Here is a 16,763-nt window from a genome sequence, read left to right on the forward strand (position 1 = left end):
CCCTACTGTCGGCCGTATGGGAATGGTGACCTTCGTCGACGAGACGACCTCCGGAAGCCGGGGCGACGGCTGGGCGTTCGAGATCGCCGAGGAGCGGCTCGCGCTGCGCGAGGTGATCCGGCGCAGGGTGTTCCAGGAGGTTGCGGAGTACCACGCGAAGCGGCCGGAGGTCTTCCAGGGGCTGGTCCGGCCGGAGGGGGCCGAACGCACCCTGAACGGGTACGCGCTGCGGACGCCGCGCCGTATCGACCCGGAGAGGCAGACCGAGCTGGCGCTGCGGGCCTTCGAGCGGAACGGCTTCCTGGTACTGGTGGGGGACCGGCAGATCCTCGGTCTGGACGAGGAGATCGCCCTGCCGTTCGGCGTCGAGGTCACCTTCCTGAGGCTCGTCGCGCTGGTGGGTGGCTGATGACGCGCGATGCCGCGGCGGAGGTCGCCCTGCTCGTCCGCAAGGCCGTGCACTCCATGTCCCACCACCAGGCCTTCCAGTCGCAGCTCGACGGAATGCTGGAGCTTCCCGAGGAGGACCGGCGCGGGCTGCTGGAGGCTCTCGCCGACCGCTACCGGCGCAAGGTCGACACCGACCCGGTGCGCGTGAAGCTGCTGACTCTGATCGCTCTCGTCGGCCGGGGCCTGGGCGGCCTTCCGCTGGAGGAGGAGCGGGCCGCCCGGCTGGAGGTCGCAGCCCGCTGCCACTCCTTCTGGTACGCCGACCGGTACGAGGCCCTGGCCATGGCGGAGATCACCGCCGGGAGGCCCCTCGCGCCAGCGGTCGTCGCCACCGTCCGGCGCAGCGCCGTCAACGGCTACGGCGACGGGGATCTCGTCGCGTTCGCGGGGCAGCTCACCGAGCCCGTGCTCAACGTCGGCGAGGAGTGGGCGGAGCGGGCCATGGCGGACGGGCCGCGGCGCGAGCTGCTCGCGTACGCGCTGACCGCCACCGCCGCCAAGCCCTCCGCCAGGTGGGAGAAGGGCGGCCGGGCCCTCATCGCGTCACTCGGCGCCGATGCGGTGCGCGAGGCCGTGCTGTCGTGGCTCGCGCTCGTCGGGCGGCCGCGCACTCTGGAACTGGACCGGGCCGCGCACGAGCCGGACGTCAACCAGGCCTTCGACCCGTACAACGCCAAAGCCCTGCGCGGACTCGCCCAGCTGCTGTCCTTCCTCCCGCCGCACCCCGGCACGGTCCGCGCGCTCGGCGCTCTGGTGGAGAGCGCGCTGCGCAAGGCCGCCGGGATGGGGCCGCGCAACCCCAAGGTGGCCAACGCGGCCGTCAACTCCCTGGCCCGCCTGGAGGGTGAGGCGGCCCTCGCCGAACTGGCGCGTCTGGGAACCAAGGTGATGTACAAGGGCACGGCCAAGCTCATCGACGCGGCGCTGGAGGCGCGTGCCGCCGAACTCGGCATGAGCCGCGAGGAGGTCGAGGAACTGGCCGTCCCCGCGCACGGGTTGACGGAGGTCGGCCGGGCCGAGTTCGCTCTGGGAGAGGCCACCGCACTGCTGGAGGTGCGCGGGAGCAAGGCCGTCGTCGGCTGGCGCAATGCCGCGGGCAAGCAGGTCAAGAGCGTGCCCGCCCCCGTCCGGCGGGACTGCGCCGAGGAGCTCAAGGAGCTCAAGGCCGCGGTCAAGGACATCGACAAGTCGCTGTCCGCGCAGGCGGAGCGGCTCGACGGGCAGTTCCTGGCCCGGCGCCGGTGGGCGTACGGGCAGTGGCGCGAGCGGTACCTGGACCACCCGCTGGTCGGGACGCTGGCCCGGCGGCTGATCTGGACCGTGGACGGCACGGCGGTCGGCTTCGCGGACGGCCGGCTGCGCACCCTCACGGGCGAGCCCCTGGCCCCGGACGCCGGGCAGGATGCCACCGTCGAGCTGTGGCATCCCGTCGGGAGGGAGCCCGCCGAGGTGGTCGCCTGGCGACGGTGGCTGGAGCGGTACGGCGTGACGCAGCCCTTCAAGCAGGCCCACCGCGAGGTGTACCTGCTGACCGAGGCCGAGCGGAACACGGGGAGCTACTCCAACCGCTTCGCTGCGCACGTGCTGCGTCAGCACCAGTTCAACTCGCTCGCCGCGGCCCGGGGCTGGCGCAACACGCTCCGCCTCTGCGTGGACGACTTCGCTCCGCCGGCCACCCGCGAGCTGCCGCACTGGGGGCTGCGCGCCGAGTACTGGATCGAGGGCGAGGGGCACGAGGACGGCGTCGACACCACCGAGTCGGGGAGCTACCTGCGGCTGCGGACCGACCAGGTGCGCTTCTACCCGATCGACGCCCCGCACAACGAGGCCAGTACGTACGGCGGCGAATACACGATGCGGCTGCCGGGCGGCCGGGACCCCGTCGACCCGCTGCCGCTCACCGCGATTCCGGCGCTGGTGCTGAGCGAGGTGCTGCGGGACGTGGACCTCTTCGTCGGCGTGGCCAGTGTCGGCAACGATCCGACCTGGTCCGACGGCGGGCCCGAGGGCCGCTTCCGCGCGTACTGGAACGCGTACGGCTTCGGCGAGCTGAATCAGAGCGCCGAGACCCGGCGGGCGCTGCTGGAGCGGCTGGTGCCGCGGCTGGCCATCGCCGACCGCTGCACCTTCGAGGGCCGCTTCCTGCACGTGCGCGGCGAGCTGCGCACCTATCGGATCCACCTGGGCTCGGGGAACATCCTGATGACGCCCAACGACCAGTACCTGTGCATCGTGCCGGGCGGATCGGCGGGCACGGCGGGTGCCGATTCAGGCTATCTGCCCTTCGAGGGGGACCGTACCCTCGCGATCGTCCTCTCCAAGGCCGTGCTTCTCGCGAAGGACAGCGAGATCACCGACCCGACGATCACCGGCCAGATCCGCCGCTGACGGGCCCCGGGGGAACGGCGAGGGCCCCGCCCCCGGACGAACCGGGGACGGGGCCCTCGCACACGCGGACCGGAAGGTCAGAAACGGCGCGTGATCAGCGCACGCTTGACTTCCTGGATCGCCTTCGTGACCTCGATGCCACGCGGGCACGCGTCGGTGCAGTTGAAGGTCGTGCGGCAGCGCCACACGCCGTCCTTGTCGTTCAGGATCTCCAGCCGCTGCTCGCCGGCCTCGTCACGCGAGTCGAAGATGAAGCGGTGCGCGTTGACGATCGCCGCCGGGCCGAAGTACTGGCCGTCGTTCCAGAACACCGGGCACGAGGACGTGCACGCGGCGCACAGGATGCACTTGGTGGTGTCGTCGAAGCGCTCGCGGTCCTCGGCGGACTGCAGGCGCTCGCGCGTCGGCTCGTTGCCCTTGGTGACCAGGAACGGCATGACGTCGCGGTACGCCTGGAAGAAGGGCTCCATGTCGACGACAAGGTCCTTCATCACGGTGAGGCCCTTGATGGCCTCGACGGTGATCGGCTTCTCCGGGTTGATGTCCTTGATCAGCGTCTTGCAGGCGAGCCTGTTCTTGCCGTTGATCCGCATCGCGTCGGAGCCGCAGATGCCGTGCGCGCACGAGCGACGGAACGTCAGCGTGCCGTCGAGGTCCCACTTGATCTTGTGGAGACCGTCGAGCACGCGCTCCTTCGGGTCGATCTCGACCTGGAAGTCCTGCCAGACCGACTCGTCCGAGATCTCCGGGTTGAAGCGGCGGATCCGGAAGGTGACCGTGATGAACGGCGAGGCGGCGGCCGCCGCCTCCATCTTGTCCAGGGTGGGGGTGGCCATCAGTACTTACGCTCCATCGGCTGGTAGCGGGTGACGACGACGGGCTTGTAGTCCAGCCGGACGGAGTCCTTGCCGTCGTCGCCGACCTCGCGGTACGCCATGGTGTGGCGCATGAAGTTGACGTCGTCGCGGTTCGGGTAGTCCTCGCGGTAGTGACCGCCGCGGGACTCCTTGCGCGCCAGCGCGGACACGGCCATGACCTCGGCCAGGTCGAGCAGGTTGCCCAGCTCGATGGCTTCCAGCAGGTCCGTGTTGAAGCGCTTGCCCTTGTCCTGGACGGACACGTTCTTGTAGCGCTCGCGCAGTTCCGCGATCTTCTCGACCGCGGTCTTGATGGTCTGCTCCGTACGGAACACCATCACGCACGCGTCCATCGTCTCCTGGAGCTCCAGGCGCAGTTCGGCGACCCGCTCGTTGCCCGTGGAGTTGCGCAGGTGCTCGACGAGGTCGATGACCTGCTGCGCCGGGTTCTCCGGGAGCTCGACGTAGTCGTTCTCCTGCGAGTAACGGGCCGCGGCGATACCCGAGCGCTTGCCGAAGACGTTGATGTCCAGCAGCGAGTTGGTGCCCAGGCGGTTCGCGCCGTGCACCGACACGCACGCGACCTCGCCGGCCGCGTACAGGCCCGGGACGACGGTGGTGTTGTCCGACAGGACCTCACCCTCGACGTTGGTCGGGATGCCGCCCATGGCGTAGTGCGCGGTGGGCTGGATCGGGATCGGGTCCGTGTACGGCTCGATGCCCAGGTAGGTGCGCGCGAACTCGGTGATGTCCGGGAGCTTCGCGTCGAGCTGCTCCGGCGGGAGGTGCGTCAGGTCCAGGTACACGTGGTCACCGGCCGGACCGCAGCCGCGGCCCTCACGGATCTCGGTGTAGATGGAGCGCGAGACGACGTCACGGGACGCGAGGTCCTTCATGACCGGCGCGTACTTCTCCATGAAGCGCTCGCCGTCCTTGTTGCGGAGGATGCCGCCCTCACCGCGGGCGCCCTCCGTCAGCAGGATGCCCATGCGCCAGATGCCCGTCGGGTGGAACTGGAAGAACTCCATGTCCTCCAGCGGCAGACCGCGGCGGTAGCAGGCCGCCTGGCCGTCACCCGTGAGGGTGTGCGCGTTGGAGGTCACCTTGAAGAACTTGCCGGTGCCGCCGGAGGCGTAGATGACGGCCTTGGCCTGGAACACGTGGATCTCGCCGGTGGCGAGCTCGTACGCGACCACACCGGCCGACTTCTTGACGCCGTCCTCCTCGACCAGGAGCTGGTCCAGGACGTAGAACTCGTTGAAGAACTCCACGCCCTCCTTGACACAGTTCTGGTAGAGCGTCTGGAGGATCATGTGACCCGTGCGGTCCGCGGCGTAGCAGGACCGGCGGACCGGGGCCTCGCCGTGGTTGCGCGAGTGGCCGCCGAAGCGGCGCTGGTCGATGGTGCCGTCCGGGGTGCGGTTGAACGGCAGGCCCATCTTCTCCAGGTCGAGGACCGCGTCGATCGCCTCCTTCGCCAGGATCTCGGCGGCGTCCTGGTCGACCAGGTAGTCACCGCCCTTGACCGTGTCGAAGGTGTGCCACTCCCAGTTGTCCTCTTCCACGTTGGCCAGCGCGGCAGCCATGCCGCCCTGCGCGGCGCCCGTGTGGGAGCGGGTGGGGTAGAGCTTCGTCAGTACCGCGGTGCGGCTGCGCTTCGTCGACTCGATGGCGGCGCGCATGCCGGCGCCACCTGCGCCGACGATGACGGTGTCGTACTTGTGGATCTTCATTGGTTTCGCCTCAGCCCCGTTGCCTAGCGGATGTTCGGGTCGAAGGTGAAGATCACCAGCGTGCCCAGAAGGATGGTGAACACCGTGGCGGTGTAGAGCAGGCCCTTCAGCCACAGCCGCGTGTTGGCGCGCTCCGCGTAGTCGTTGATGACGGTACGCAGACCGTTGGCGCCGTGCAGCATGGCCAGCCACAGCATCAGCAGGTCCCAGACCTGCCAGAACGGGGAAGCCCATCGGCCGGCCACGAAGGCGAAGCCGATCTTGGAGACGCCGCCGTCGAGCACCAGCTGGATCAGCAGGTGGCCGATGACCAGGACGACGAGCACGATGCCCGAGAGGCGCATGAAGAGCCACGCGACCATCTCGAAGTTGCCGCGGGTCGAGCGCGGGGTCTTGCCCGTGCGCTTGCGCGGGGCCTCGATGTAGGGCGCCGGGTTGTCGGTGTCGTAGAGGGAAACGCCCTCCACGCCCTTGGTCATGTCGACGGAAGAAGTGTCAGAAGACATGCGTGTCACTTCCCGAACAGTTCAAGGTAGGCGTGGCCCAGGACGGGGTACAGGGCCCCGACCATCAGCACGATCCAGATGCCCACGACGGTCCAGAGCATCTGCTTCTGGTAGCGCGGGCCCTTGGACCAGAAATCCACGGCGATGACACGGAGACCGTTGAGCGCGTGGAACAGGATGGCGGCGACGAGGCCGTATTCCAGCAGCGCGACGATCGGAGTCTTGTAGGTAGCCACGACATCGTCGTACGCCTCGGGGGAGACGCGGACGAGAGCGGTGTCGAGGACGTGTACGAACAGGAAGAAGAAGATGAGGACGCCGGTGACTCGATGAGCCACCCAGGACCACATTCCTTCCCGGCCGCGGTACAACGTTCCAGCCGGCACGGAAAACCCTCCGGAAGCGGGGCGGGGGCCAGCCGGCTTCTTTGTCGGTCGGGCCCGGCCGGGTACGGTCCTCCGGCCCCGGACATCGTAGCGACGCTTTGTCGGTTCCCTTGCGCGGGGGCCATCGGTGTGATCAAACAGGCACGTACGGACTATCCCACAGGGGCGAATAGCCCGATTTCCGTGGCAGTCGGCCCATCGGTAGAGGTCAGCCAGCGTGTCAGATCCCGCAGCCGGGACTGGGCGACGCGTCGCAGCTCGTCGGCGGAGAGCGAGCGCTCCTCGTCCACCTCGTGGCCCATCCTGCGGCGGATCGCGCCCAGCAGCTGGTCGGCCTGTTCCTCCGGCGGGTGTCTGTCGAGGCAGATCACGAAGGCGTGCCCGAACTTTCGTTCGTACTCCGCATGGGCCGCGTCGAGGGCCAGCAGGGCGGCGTACGGGGCCCCGTGCTCCAGCTCCGCCGAGGACTCCGCGGCCAGCGCCTCGCTCAGGTCGCGCTGCGAGAGGTCGTACGAGGCCTCGTCGGCGGCGGCGAACAGGGCGTCGGGATCCGGGTAGGGGCGGTGCGCCGCCACCCGGTGCGCCCAGCGCGGGCTTCCGCAGCAGTGCAGCAGGACGGCCCGGGCGGTTTCGGGGGACAGGGCGTTGAACCGAGCCAGCCCGGAGCCGTGAGAAGGGTGGGAGGTTGCCCCGGATGCGGTGCGGGAAATGCCCCCTGGGGCCTGTGCCGGAAGGTGGCTGGACAGCAGGGGGCTCCTCGGGGCGCGGCGGGGGTGTACCGCCACGCTATCGACGCAGGGCAGGGTGTGTCGTACCGATTCGGGGATTTCACCCGGAAGTGAGCCGAAAGGATGACGTGAGCGCCACGGGCAGGCATGGTGAAGGCCCCGGGAAGGGGAGGGCGACCGAGGCCGCCACCCCCCACAGGAGAGGCCCCGGCCGCCATCCGTCACGGGCTCGTGCGACAAGCCCGTATCCCTGTCAGCGCCTCGGGTGCGTTTTGTGTCACACCTCGCTCCGCACAGGGTTGGTTGCACGTTGTATCACTCGTGGACGCGAGGTACTTGAAAGCCGTAACGTGCTGATTTGCGCCACACGTACAGGACAGTGAACGGGTTGGGGACTTTGCTGGGGGACGACGCGGAGCTGACCACCGCGGTGCTCGCGGCACAGGACGGCGACGAGAACGCGTTCCGTGCTGTGTACCGCGCGGTGCACCCACGCCTGCTCGGTTACGTACGCACGCTCGTCGGGGACGGCGACGCGGAGGACGTGACCTCGGAGGCCTGGCTGCAGATAGCCCGCGACCTCGACTCCTTCACAGGCGACGCCGACCGCTTCCGCGGCTGGGCCGCCCGCATCGCCCGCAACCGGGCCCTCGACCACATCCGCATGCGCGGCCGTCGTCCGGCCATCGGCGGCGACGACACCGAGCTGACCGGCTGGGCCGCCGAGTGCGACACCGCCGGCGCGGCGATGGAGTCCCTCTCCACCGGGCGGACCATGGCTCTCATCGCGCAGCTTCCGCAGGACCAGGCCGAGGCCGTCGTCCTGCGGGTCGTGGTCGGACTCGATGCCAAGAGCGCGGCCGAGACCCTCGGCAAGCGGCCCGGTGCCGTACGGACGGCCGCCCACCGGGGCCTGAAGAAGCTGGCCGAGCTGCTCGGCGCGGAGGGTGGGTTCGAGCCGGACCCGGACACCGGCTCCGACCCGCGCGCGACGGTCGGTCATAATGCCCGTGGCCAGGTGTGGGACGGCGGGGGCGGGAGGGATCTCGACGCCGTACCCGCACAGCGTGGCCGGGGCGGGGGCTTCGTAGAGCAAACCGGTGTGACGGATTCACGTTGGCGGACGCAGAAGGACATGTGATGGCCGACGAGCGCAACAGGTGGCTGGACAAAGCCGCAGCGGAAAAACTGCTGCGCGGTGAACCGGTGGAACCTGTGGGGCCGGCCGCCGGTCAGCGGGCCCGGACCGAGGCCGCGCGGCTGCGTGCCGCCCTGGACGCCCTGGGCGGCGTGACCGGGCCGCCGCCCGGAGAACTTCGCGGCGAGGCCGCGGCCATGGCCGCCTTCCGTACCGCCCGTGGCGCCGCGGAGGCCTCCGCCGTGTCCGCCGAACCCGTGGTCGACCTCGGCCGCATCGTTCCCGTGCCCGCTCCCCGGCGCAGCCGGACCGTGAGCTTCGGCCTGGCGGCCGCGCTGGCCAGTGTCGCCGTCGGCGGACTCGCCGCGGCGGCGGGCGCCGGGCTGCTGGAGCGGCCCCGTTACGACAGCGCCGGCCCCGGTCCGGCGATGTCCGTGAGCGCCGGCGAGGACCCCGTTCCGGGCACCGGCAGCGGAGCGCCGACCGCGAAGCCGACGCCGGCGCCCACCCGGCTTCCGGAGGGCGCGAACGCGACGGTCACGGCGGGCACCCCGCAGCCGCCGGGCTCGGACGGTCCTGCGACACCCGGGACCGGTGCGAGCACCGGCACCTCCTCGGGCACGGCGACGGGCGGCACCGGCAAGGACGTCCAGGGCGGCCAGAGCGGCACGGGCGGCAAGGACGGCGACCGGGACACCTTGGGCGGCGGGGACGCGAGCGAGGACCGCGAGCGCAACCGGGAGACCCTGATCAAGGCGATGGACCTGTGCGAGGCGTTCAAGTCGGGCCGGCTCGACGACGCCCGCCGCGAGCGGCTCTCGCGCCTCGCCAACGGCCTCACCCGGATCCCGGCCTACTGCAAGTCGCTGCTGGACGAAGAGGGCTCCGGAGGCGGCAAGCGCAGCGACGCCCCGCTGGGCGGGACGCTCCGGGCGCCGAGCCTGGAACCGGCGGTCCCGCAGGGTTCGGCCGGCCTGCGCAGCGACCGCTGAACATGTGCTGACCTGCCTGTAACACTTTTCGAACCGGTGGCGCAGTACATATCGAGCCGACTGGTCATCGGCCGCGCATGAGCCGGGGTTCCCCCCGTACCCCTGGGCTCTGCGCAACCGGCGCGGGCGGGGCACGTTCCCCCGGCCCTGCCCGCGCCCTTTACGTCAGACCAGAAGCCCGAGGCATCGCCTCGGGCTTCTTGTTTTCCGTGTGCGGGAAAGCTCGCGGGGCCGGTCACCGGCCCCGGTCCCAGCCCTCGGCATCACCAGTAGACGACGACCTTGTCGCCGACCTTGACCTGGTCGAACAGTGCCGACAGCTTGCCCTTGTCCCGGACGTTCACGCAGCCGTGCGAGGCTCCGTTGTAGCCGCGGGCCGCGAAGTCGGCCGAGTAGTGCACGGCCTGGCCGCCGCTGAAGAACATCGCGTACGGCATCGGCGTGTGGTAGATCGTCGACGTCCATTCCTTGGCCTTCCAGCCCACGTTGAACACGCCCTCACGGGTCGGGGTGTTCTCGGAGCCGAAGCGGACGTCCATCGTCGAGACGACCTTGCCGTCGATCATCCAGGCGAGGGTGCGGCTCTCCTTGCTGATGCACATGACGCGGCCCTCCATGCAGCGAGGGTCCGGCGCGTCGACCTCGTTGACGGTCGGCGGGCGCAGCTCGTCGGCGGAGGGCTTCTTGCTGGAGCTCTGGATCTTCTTCCAGGTGGCGTCGTCGACCGAACCGGTGGCGTTCAGCCCGTTCTTCGACTGGAAGGACTTGACCGCGGCCGTCGTCTTCGAGCCGTAGAAGCCGGTCGGGGCCACCGACATCAGCTTGAGCTGCTTGAGCCGGGCCTGGAGCTCGCGCACCTGCTCGCTCTCGTCGCCGTTGGCCATGATCTGCTTCACCGACGGCGAAGGAGAGGCCGACGCGGAGGCCGACGCGGACGCGGACGGCGAGGGCGAGCCCGAGGGCTTGTCGTCGGTGGACGGGGAGGCTTCGGGGGAGGCGCCCGCCGTGGGCGAGGAAGCGGCCGAGGAGGCGGAGGCAACGGGCTCCGTCTTCTGCGGTCCGCAGGCGGTCGCGGCGAGCGCGACGGCGGTTGCCACCCCGATCGTGCGGATTATGAATCTCTGGCGCTGCATTGCAGTCCCCCGGTTTCTACGTCGTGTATCTAGGTGATGCTCCGCATGCGCGGACAGTTGCACACGGCTCCGGGATGTTGCGCCATTGTGACCGGCAGTCGTCCGCAGCCTTACGAAGCGATACGCGCCGGGGCGTCCCGGCGGTGGCTCGGGGAGGTTTTATCAGTCCTGGGCCCGCTTGCTCTACGGAGGACTACGTCACATGGCACGCACCGAGAGCGGACTGCCCATCGAACCGGTCTACGGGCCGGGCGACCTGACGGGATGGGACCCGTCCGCCGCGCTCGGCCATCCGGGCGACTTCCCCTACACTCGGGGGATTTATCCGAACATGTACACCGGTCGGCCGTGGACCATGCGGCAGTACGCCGGCTTCGGCACGGCCGCCGAGTCCAACGCCCGTTACCGGCAGCTCATCCAGGGCGGCGGCACCGGGCTGTCCGTCGCCTTCGACCTGCCCACGCAGATGGGACACGACTCCGACGCCCCCCTCGCGCAGGGCGAGGTGGGCAAGGTCGGCGTCGCCGTCGACTCGCTCGACGACATGCGGACGCTGTTCGACGGGATCCCCCTCGACCGGGTCTCCACCTCGATGACGATCAACGCACCCGCCGCACTGCTCCTGCTGCTCTACCAGCTGGTTGCGGAGGAACAGGGCATCTCGGGCACGGAACTGACGGGAACGGTCCAGAACGACGTGCTCAAGGAGTACATCGCCCGCGGGACGTACATCTTCCCGCCCGGCCCCTCGCTGCGGCTGACGGCCGACACCTTCCGCTACTGCCGGGCCGAGATCCCCCGCTGGAACACCATCTCCATCTCCGGCTACCACATGGCCGAAGCCGGCGCCTCGCCCGCGCAGGAGGTGGCCTTCACCCTCGCCGACGGCATCGCCTACGTCCGTACGGCCCTGGCGGCGGGGATGGTGGTCGACGAGTTCGCACCCCGGCTCTCCTTCTTCTTCGTCGCCCGCACCACCCTTCTGGAGGAGGTCGCGAAGTTCCGCGCGGCCCGGCGGATCTGGGCCCGCGTCATGCGGGAGGAGTTCGGGGCGCGCGATCCGAAGTCGCTGATGCTGCGCTTCCACACCCAGACGGCCGGGGTCCAGCTGACCGCGCAGCAGCCCGAGCTGAACCTCGTACGGGTGGCCGTGCAGGCCCTGGCCGCCGTGTTCGGCGGCACGCAGTCCCTGCACACCAACTCCTTCGACGAGGCGATCGCCCTGCCGACCGAGAAGTCCGCCCGCCTCGCGCTGCGCACCCAGCAGGTCCTCGCGCACGAGACGGACGTGCCGCACACCGTGGACCCCTTCGCCGGTTCGTACGCGGTGGAGCGGATGACGGACGAGCTGGAGGAGGCGGCGCTCGCGCTGATGCGCAGGGTCGAGGAGCAGGGCGGGGCGGTGGCGGCGATCGAGGCCGGGTTCCAGAAGGCCGAGATCGAGCGGAACGCCTACCGCATCGCGCAGGAGACCGAGAGCGGCGAGCGGGTGGTCGTCGGGGTCAACCGGTTCGCACTGGAGCGCGAGGACGCGTACGAGCCGCTGCGCGTGGACCCGGCGATCGAGGCACGGCAGTGCGCGGCGCTGGCGAGGCTGCGCGCGGAGCGGAACGGCGCGACCGTCACGGCGGCGCTCGCGTCCCTGAAGGAGGCGGCGGCGGGAACGGCGAACGTGCTCTACCCGATGAAGGAGGCGCTGCGCGCCCGGGCCACGGTGGGCGAGGTGTGCGGCGCGCTGAGGGAGGTCTGGGGGACCTACGAGCCGTCCGGTTCCACCTGGTGAAACACACTGGCGCGACAGGTGCAACCGTATGGGACACTCCTGCGCATGCTGGGTGTGACCGATCTTCCGACTTATCTCGCCGGCCTGGTGCTGATCATTCTGCTGCCGGGCCCGAACTCGCTCTACGTGCTCTCCGCGGCCGCCCGCCGCGGGGTGCGCACCGGGTACAAGGCCGCCGCCGGGGTGTTCACCGGCGACGCCGTGCTCATGCTGCTCACCGCCGTGGGCGCCGGAGCGCTGCTACGGGCGAGCCCGCTGGTGTTCACCGTGGTGAAGGTCCTCGGAGCCGGCTACCTGGCGTGGCTGGCCGTGGGGATGCTGCGCGGCGCGTGGGCGCTGTGGCGCACGCGCGCCGAGCGGGCCGAGGCCGAGGACACCGCCCCCGCCGACCCGGCCGAGAACGAACGGCCCTACCGGCGGGCGCTGCTGATCAGCCTCCTGAACCCGAAGGCCATCCTCTTCCTGATGTCCTTCTTCGTGCAGTTCGTGGACCCGTCCTACGCCTACCCGGCCCTGTCCTTCCTGCTGCTGGGCGGACTGCTGCAGACGGGCAGCTTCCTCTACCTGACGCTGCTGATCTTCGGCGGGACCCGTCTCTCGGCGGCGTTCCGGCGTCGCAAGCGGCTGTCGGCCGGGGCCACCTCGGCGGCGGGCGTGCTCTTCCTCGGCTTCGCGGCCAAGCTCGCCGTCAGCTGAGACCTCTCAGTCGACCACGCGGCGCAGCCACCCCATCCGCCGCACGGCCCGGCGCACCGCCCGGCTGCGCGGCAGGAACGAGAGCTGCGCCGGGATGCCCCCCGGCAGGCCCAGGGCCGTAAGCCGGCGGCGGGTGAAGCAGCGCCGGGTATGCGGGTTCAGATGCCCGGCCAGGTAGGCCTCGGCCGCCGGCCGGCGCGCGGCCAGGATCTGCGGCTGCATCGTGAACCCGACGGCGGTCAGCAGCGCGGCCGGTTCCGCCCGGACCTCCTCGGGGGTCGGGGGCGTCCAGGCGCGGACCGCCGCGGCGTCGGCGAGGTCCGGGAGCAGGGCGTCCACCAGCGCGAGCGGGACGCGGTTGCTGTTCGGGTACGGGGTCAGCGCGTCCAGGACCGCGCCGGTTCCGGTCCGGGCCACCGGGAGCCCGTACAGCGTGGCGGCGGTCAGCAGCCCGGTGGAGAAGCAGCCGACGACCAGCGCGGGGCGCAGCCGCTGGTAGAGGGTCTCGGCCAGGACCGGGGCGGCGGCGACGGTCAGCCGGACGCCGAGCCGCCCGGCCTCCTCCTCGGCCCGGCGCCAGTAAGCGGCCGGGGCGCCGGGGTGCGGTTTGAAGACCAGCTCCCGGTGGCCCAGGGCGTGGGCGCCCCGGACCATCGACACGTGCAGTTCCTCCTCCTCGGCCGGGGTCATCAGGTCGAGGGCGGAGAGGTACTGGCCCAGGAGGAGGGCCGGGGGCCCGGCCGGCCCGTCCGTGCCGGTTTTCGTTTCCGCGGTGGTCCCGGTGGTCCCGGTGGTCCCGGTGTCCGCGGTGGCTTCGGCGAGCTCGGCGAGGACCTTGAGGAACGGCTCCGACGGCACCACCTCCGCCCGCACGCCGAACTCCGTCAGCAGCAGCGGCTCCAGACCGGGCACCAGGTCCAGGTGGAGCACCCGCCGCACCCGCATCCCGAGCTGCGGGTCGAGGCGGAAGCGGGTGGGTCCGTAGCTCATGAGCCCGTCGGCGTAGACGTCGACGGCCGCACCCGGGAAGAGCCGGCACAGGGTCTGGGCCGGCGGGACCTGGAGCGACTCCACGATCAGCTCGACACGGTCCTCGCCGAGGTTCCACAGGCCGCGCAGCTGCCGCTCCCAGATCGGGACGTCCTCCGCGCGCGGTGCCCAGGTGCTGGGGTGCTGCGGCTCGATGACGCTGTTCCAGTCCAGGACCTCGTCGAAGCGGGGGCGCAGGGCGGCGAAGCCGGGCATGTCCGCGACCCCCGGGGTGACCTCGGCGGTGACGGCGTGGTTGCTGGTCAGCAGGATGCGCCGGCCGGCGGGCGGGAAGAGGCCCGCGTCGATGCCCGCCGCGAGCGTGGCCGTGCCGTAGAGGGTGGAGGCCAGGAAGATCTGGGTGGGCATCAGGCGTTCGCTCCCGACGGGACGCGGCGGCCGGGACGCAGCCGGCGCAGCACGGTGGAGCGTTCAACGTCCATCGAGTCCAGGACCCGGTCCAGTACGTCCTGCGGCATGCGGCCGAGTGCGGCCGAGCTCATGAGGCGGAGTTTCCTGGCCACGTCCGGTTCGAACCTTTCGATGGATCCGAAATGGTGGGCGATGATTGCACAATATGTTCGGACGGCTTTCGGGAGCAGTCGGCCGGAATCCCGGTCCGTGCGCACGTCCGCGAGTACTTGATCGAATGCGCGGATGAAATCGAGCTGCCGTTCGTCACCCACTTGCGTCAACGAGGTGGAAATGCCGCGACGGTAGAAGATTCCGGGCAGCCCGACCGGGGCGAAGGACGACGCCTCCCGGTGCAGCCGCCAGATCCACGGCCGGTCCTCCGCGGTCCGCAGCCCGTCGGTGAAATGCAGCACCCCGCGGTCCAGCAGTCGCCGGTGGTACATGCCGGCCCAGGCGTACGGATAGTCCACCGAAGTGGCCCGGTCGGCGGGCAGGATCGCGGCGCGCGGATCGGCGACGACGGACTGCGGGCCGAAGGGGACGCGCTGCACGCTCCGCGTCCGGCCCGTGCAGCGCACATGGTCCGTACGGACGAAATCGCAGTTCAGGCTCTCGATGGCGGCCAGCGTCCGGGCCAGGTGGCCGGGCGCCAGCCAGTCGTCCCCGTCCAGGAAGGCCAGGTACTCGCCGCGGGCCGCGTCCAGACCGGTGTTCCGCGCGGCGGCCAGGCCGCCGTTGCGCCCGTGTCTGAGGTGCACCGCCCCCGGCAGCTCGCGCGCCGCCCGCTCCAGCAGGCCGGCGGTCCCGTCCGTCGAGCAGTCGTCGACGAGCAGGAACTCGAAATCGTCCCGGGCGTTGAGTTCGAGACTCTTGAGGGCATCCGGTGCGTATGTCTGTGCGTTGTAGAACGGCACGACAACAGAGAGCTTGGGCACCTGCGAGACCATAGGGCGCCGCCCGGCATTCACCGTGGCCCGGACGCGGATTCCATGTGAACGGCGCCGGGCGGGCGAGTTAACCCGCACGCTTTCGCATTCAGTCGACACTTTGTTAACCCGCTGTTGTGCGCTCGTTGGGCCGATCACCGAAATCGCGGAATAGCTTCTGCCGCGTGCCAGAACGCAAACGCGTCGCCGTCCTCGCCGATTCCGATACGAGATGGAAATGGGGCGCACTCACCGCCCGCCGTCTCGTGCCCGACCATCAGCTCACCGGATTCCTGCTGCGCGGCCGCGCCACTCCCACCGCGCGCCAGCTCGGTGAGGTGGGGGTGCGGGCCAACCGGCTGTCCGAGGTGACCTGCGCCGCGTTCCTCGCCGAGATCGAACGCGAGCGCTACGACGTGGTCGTCCTCGCGCTCGTCGGCGGGGCCGTCCAGGCGGTCCTGCACGGGGCCCGCGCCCTGTGGCCCGCCCCGGCGGGGCGCCCCGTGTTCGTCACCGGCTACGTGGGCGTCGTCTACGAGAAGCTCGCCGACGGGCTCCTGCTGCGGCACGGCGCCGACCTCGTCCTCGCCAACTCCCGCCACGACGCCCAGCGGTTCCGCGCCGTGTACGAGGGCGTCGGCGCGGACGCCTCCGCCGTCACCGAGACCGCGCTGCCTTTCCTGGGCGGGGCGCCGTACGAGCAGGCCGGGAGCCGGGCCCACACGGTGGTCTTCGCCGTCCAGCCCTCCGTGCCCGACAGCCGCGCCGACCGCGCCTACCTGCTGGAACGGGCCGCCGGGCACGCCCGGCTGCACCCCGAGCGCGAGGTGCTGATCAAACTCCGCAGCAAGCCCGGGGAGCACACCACGCACCTGGAGGAGCAGCCGTACCAGCGGCTCGCGGAGCGCCTCCCCGGCGGCCTGCCCACCAACTGCCGCCTGGTGTACGGGAACATGGGCGAGGTCCTGGACGGCACGGACCTGCTCGTCACCGTCTCCTCCACGGCCGCCCTGGAATCCCTGCACCGGTCCGTCCCGACGGCGATCCTGACCGACCTCGGGATCCGCGAGTCCCTCGGCAACCACCACTTCCTGGGCTCGGGCTGCCTGGCCTCCTGGGACCAGATCGACTCCGGGCTCCTCCCGCAGGGGGACCCGGTCTGGCTGGCGGCACAGGGCGTCCTGCCCCCGGCGGGCGCGGACGGACGTGCGGATCGGGGCGTGGACAGGGGTGCGGACGGCCGTGCGGAACGACGTGCGGACGGCCCCGCGGAGAGAGGCACCGACGGGGGCGCCGGCCCCGACGCCTACGCCCTCGCGCGGGCCAAGGTCGCCGGGCTGCTGGCCGCCGCCCGGCTGCCCTCGCCTGCCCCCTACTACACGCTCACGACCGCCCCCGGATACCTCCCCGGGATCCTCGCCCGCCACCACCTCGCGCCCGACGGCACCCCGCTGCCCGGCGCGGTGCGCCCGGCGGCAGGCGAGTCCCGGCTGCGCCGCCGGCTCCGCTCGCATCTGCGCGAAGCCGCCCGCGGGGCCTACCGGCACGGCGTGCAGCGCGTGGCCCCGGTGATCCGAAGGCTGGGGGAGCTGTGAGGGTCCTCG

At 71.0% G+C, this 16,763-nt stretch carries 15 protein-coding genes; 7 read left to right on the top strand and 8 right to left on the bottom strand.

Annotation, left to right across the window (positions count from 1 at the left end; all coding sequences use genetic code 11):
- Nucleotides 1-16: 16 nt before the first annotated feature.
- Entirely contained in the window at nt 17-409 is a 393-nt protein-coding gene (locus OG444_RS23885) for a hypothetical protein (protein ID WP_327264096.1), read from the top strand.
- The gene (locus OG444_RS23890) at nt 409-2,838 is read left to right on the top strand and encodes a DUF4132 domain-containing protein (RefSeq protein WP_327264097.1); all 2,430 of its coding nucleotides are present in this window, start codon (nt 409-411) and stop codon (nt 2,836-2,838) included. The genes OG444_RS23885 and OG444_RS23890 overlap by 1 nt, the downstream gene beginning before the upstream one ends.
- 77 nt (nt 2,839-2,915) lie before the next feature.
- Here the strand turns inward: OG444_RS23890 and OG444_RS23895 are convergent, their stop codons facing one another.
- From OG444_RS23895 to OG444_RS23915, 5 genes are all read right to left on the bottom strand, one after another.
- Nucleotides 2,916-3,674 (bottom strand): succinate dehydrogenase iron-sulfur subunit, encoded by a 759-nt coding sequence (locus tag OG444_RS23895; protein WP_136229770.1) that lies wholly within the window; start codon nt 3,672-3,674, stop codon nt 2,916-2,918.
- A complete protein-coding gene (sdhA, locus tag OG444_RS23900; protein WP_327264098.1) occupies nt 3,674-5,428 on the bottom strand; it encodes a succinate dehydrogenase flavoprotein subunit in 1,755 nt (584 codons plus the stop codon). Before sdhA ends, OG444_RS23895 begins: the two co-directional genes overlap by 1 nt.
- Nucleotides 5,429-5,451: 23 nt before the next feature.
- Nucleotides 5,452-5,934 carry a succinate dehydrogenase hydrophobic membrane anchor subunit gene (locus OG444_RS23905; protein WP_327264099.1) on the bottom strand — a complete coding sequence of 161 codons (483 nt, stop codon included), beginning with the start codon at nt 5,932-5,934 and terminating at the stop codon, nt 5,452-5,454.
- Between the two features lie 5 nt (nt 5,935-5,939).
- Nucleotides 5,940-6,320 (bottom strand): succinate dehydrogenase, cytochrome b556 subunit, encoded by a 381-nt coding sequence (gene sdhC, locus OG444_RS23910; RefSeq protein WP_078892868.1) that lies wholly within the window; start codon nt 6,318-6,320, stop codon nt 5,940-5,942.
- A 152-nt stretch (nt 6,321-6,472) separates the two neighbouring features.
- Nucleotides 6,473-7,030, bottom strand: coding sequence for a 2-oxo-4-hydroxy-4-carboxy-5-ureidoimidazoline decarboxylase (locus OG444_RS23915; protein WP_327266898.1), 558 nt, complete (start codon nt 7,028-7,030; stop codon nt 6,473-6,475).
- 415 nt (nt 7,031-7,445) lie between these two features.
- Between OG444_RS23915 and OG444_RS23920 the strand changes: the two genes are divergently transcribed.
- Nucleotides 7,446-8,189, top strand: coding sequence for an RNA polymerase sigma factor (locus OG444_RS23920; RefSeq protein ID WP_327266899.1), 744 nt, complete (start codon nt 7,446-7,448; stop codon nt 8,187-8,189).
- A complete protein-coding gene (locus OG444_RS23925) occupies nt 8,189-9,178 on the top strand; it encodes a hypothetical protein (protein ID WP_327264100.1) in 990 nt (329 codons plus the stop codon). The genes OG444_RS23920 and OG444_RS23925 overlap by 1 nt, the downstream gene beginning before the upstream one ends.
- Before the next feature lie 263 nt (nt 9,179-9,441).
- On the opposite strand, the gene OG444_RS23930 is transcribed toward OG444_RS23925, so the two are convergent.
- On the bottom strand, nt 9,442-10,311 hold the full coding sequence (locus OG444_RS23930) for a L,D-transpeptidase family protein (protein WP_383198129.1): 870 nt from the start codon (nt 10,309-10,311) through the stop codon (nt 9,442-9,444).
- A 202-nt stretch (nt 10,312-10,513) separates the two neighbouring features.
- Here OG444_RS23930 and OG444_RS23935 point away from each other — a divergent pair, with 202 nt between their 5' ends.
- Together OG444_RS23935 and leuE are read left to right on the top strand one after the other, a co-directional pair.
- A complete protein-coding gene (locus OG444_RS23935) occupies nt 10,514-12,094 on the top strand; it encodes an acyl-CoA mutase large subunit family protein (protein WP_327264102.1) in 1,581 nt (526 codons plus the stop codon).
- Between the two features lie 45 nt (nt 12,095-12,139).
- Nucleotides 12,140-12,790, top strand: coding sequence for a leucine efflux protein LeuE (gene leuE / locus OG444_RS23940; RefSeq protein ID WP_327264103.1), 651 nt, complete (start codon nt 12,140-12,142; stop codon nt 12,788-12,790).
- Between the two features lie 6 nt (nt 12,791-12,796).
- On the opposite strand, the gene OG444_RS23945 is transcribed toward leuE, so the two are convergent.
- On the bottom strand, nt 12,797-14,188 hold the full coding sequence (locus OG444_RS23945) for a polysialyltransferase family glycosyltransferase (protein ID WP_327264104.1): 1,392 nt from the start codon (nt 14,186-14,188) through the stop codon (nt 12,797-12,799).
- Nucleotides 14,188-15,168: a glycosyltransferase family 2 protein gene (locus OG444_RS23950; protein ID WP_327264105.1), complete on the bottom strand. Its 981-nt coding sequence runs from the start codon at nt 15,166-15,168 to the stop codon at nt 14,188-14,190. The genes OG444_RS23945 and OG444_RS23950 overlap by 1 nt, the downstream gene beginning before the upstream one ends.
- 176 nt (nt 15,169-15,344) lie before the next feature.
- Between OG444_RS23950 and OG444_RS23955 the strand changes: the two genes are divergently transcribed.
- Nucleotides 15,345-16,754, top strand: coding sequence for a DUF6716 putative glycosyltransferase (locus OG444_RS23955; protein WP_327264106.1), 1,410 nt, complete (start codon nt 15,345-15,347; stop codon nt 16,752-16,754).
- Nucleotides 16,755-16,763: the final 9 nt, after the last annotated feature.

The sequence above is a fragment of the Streptomyces sp. NBC_01232 genome (assembly GCF_035989885.1).
Lineage (GTDB): Bacteria > Actinomycetota > Actinomycetes > Streptomycetales > Streptomycetaceae > Streptomyces.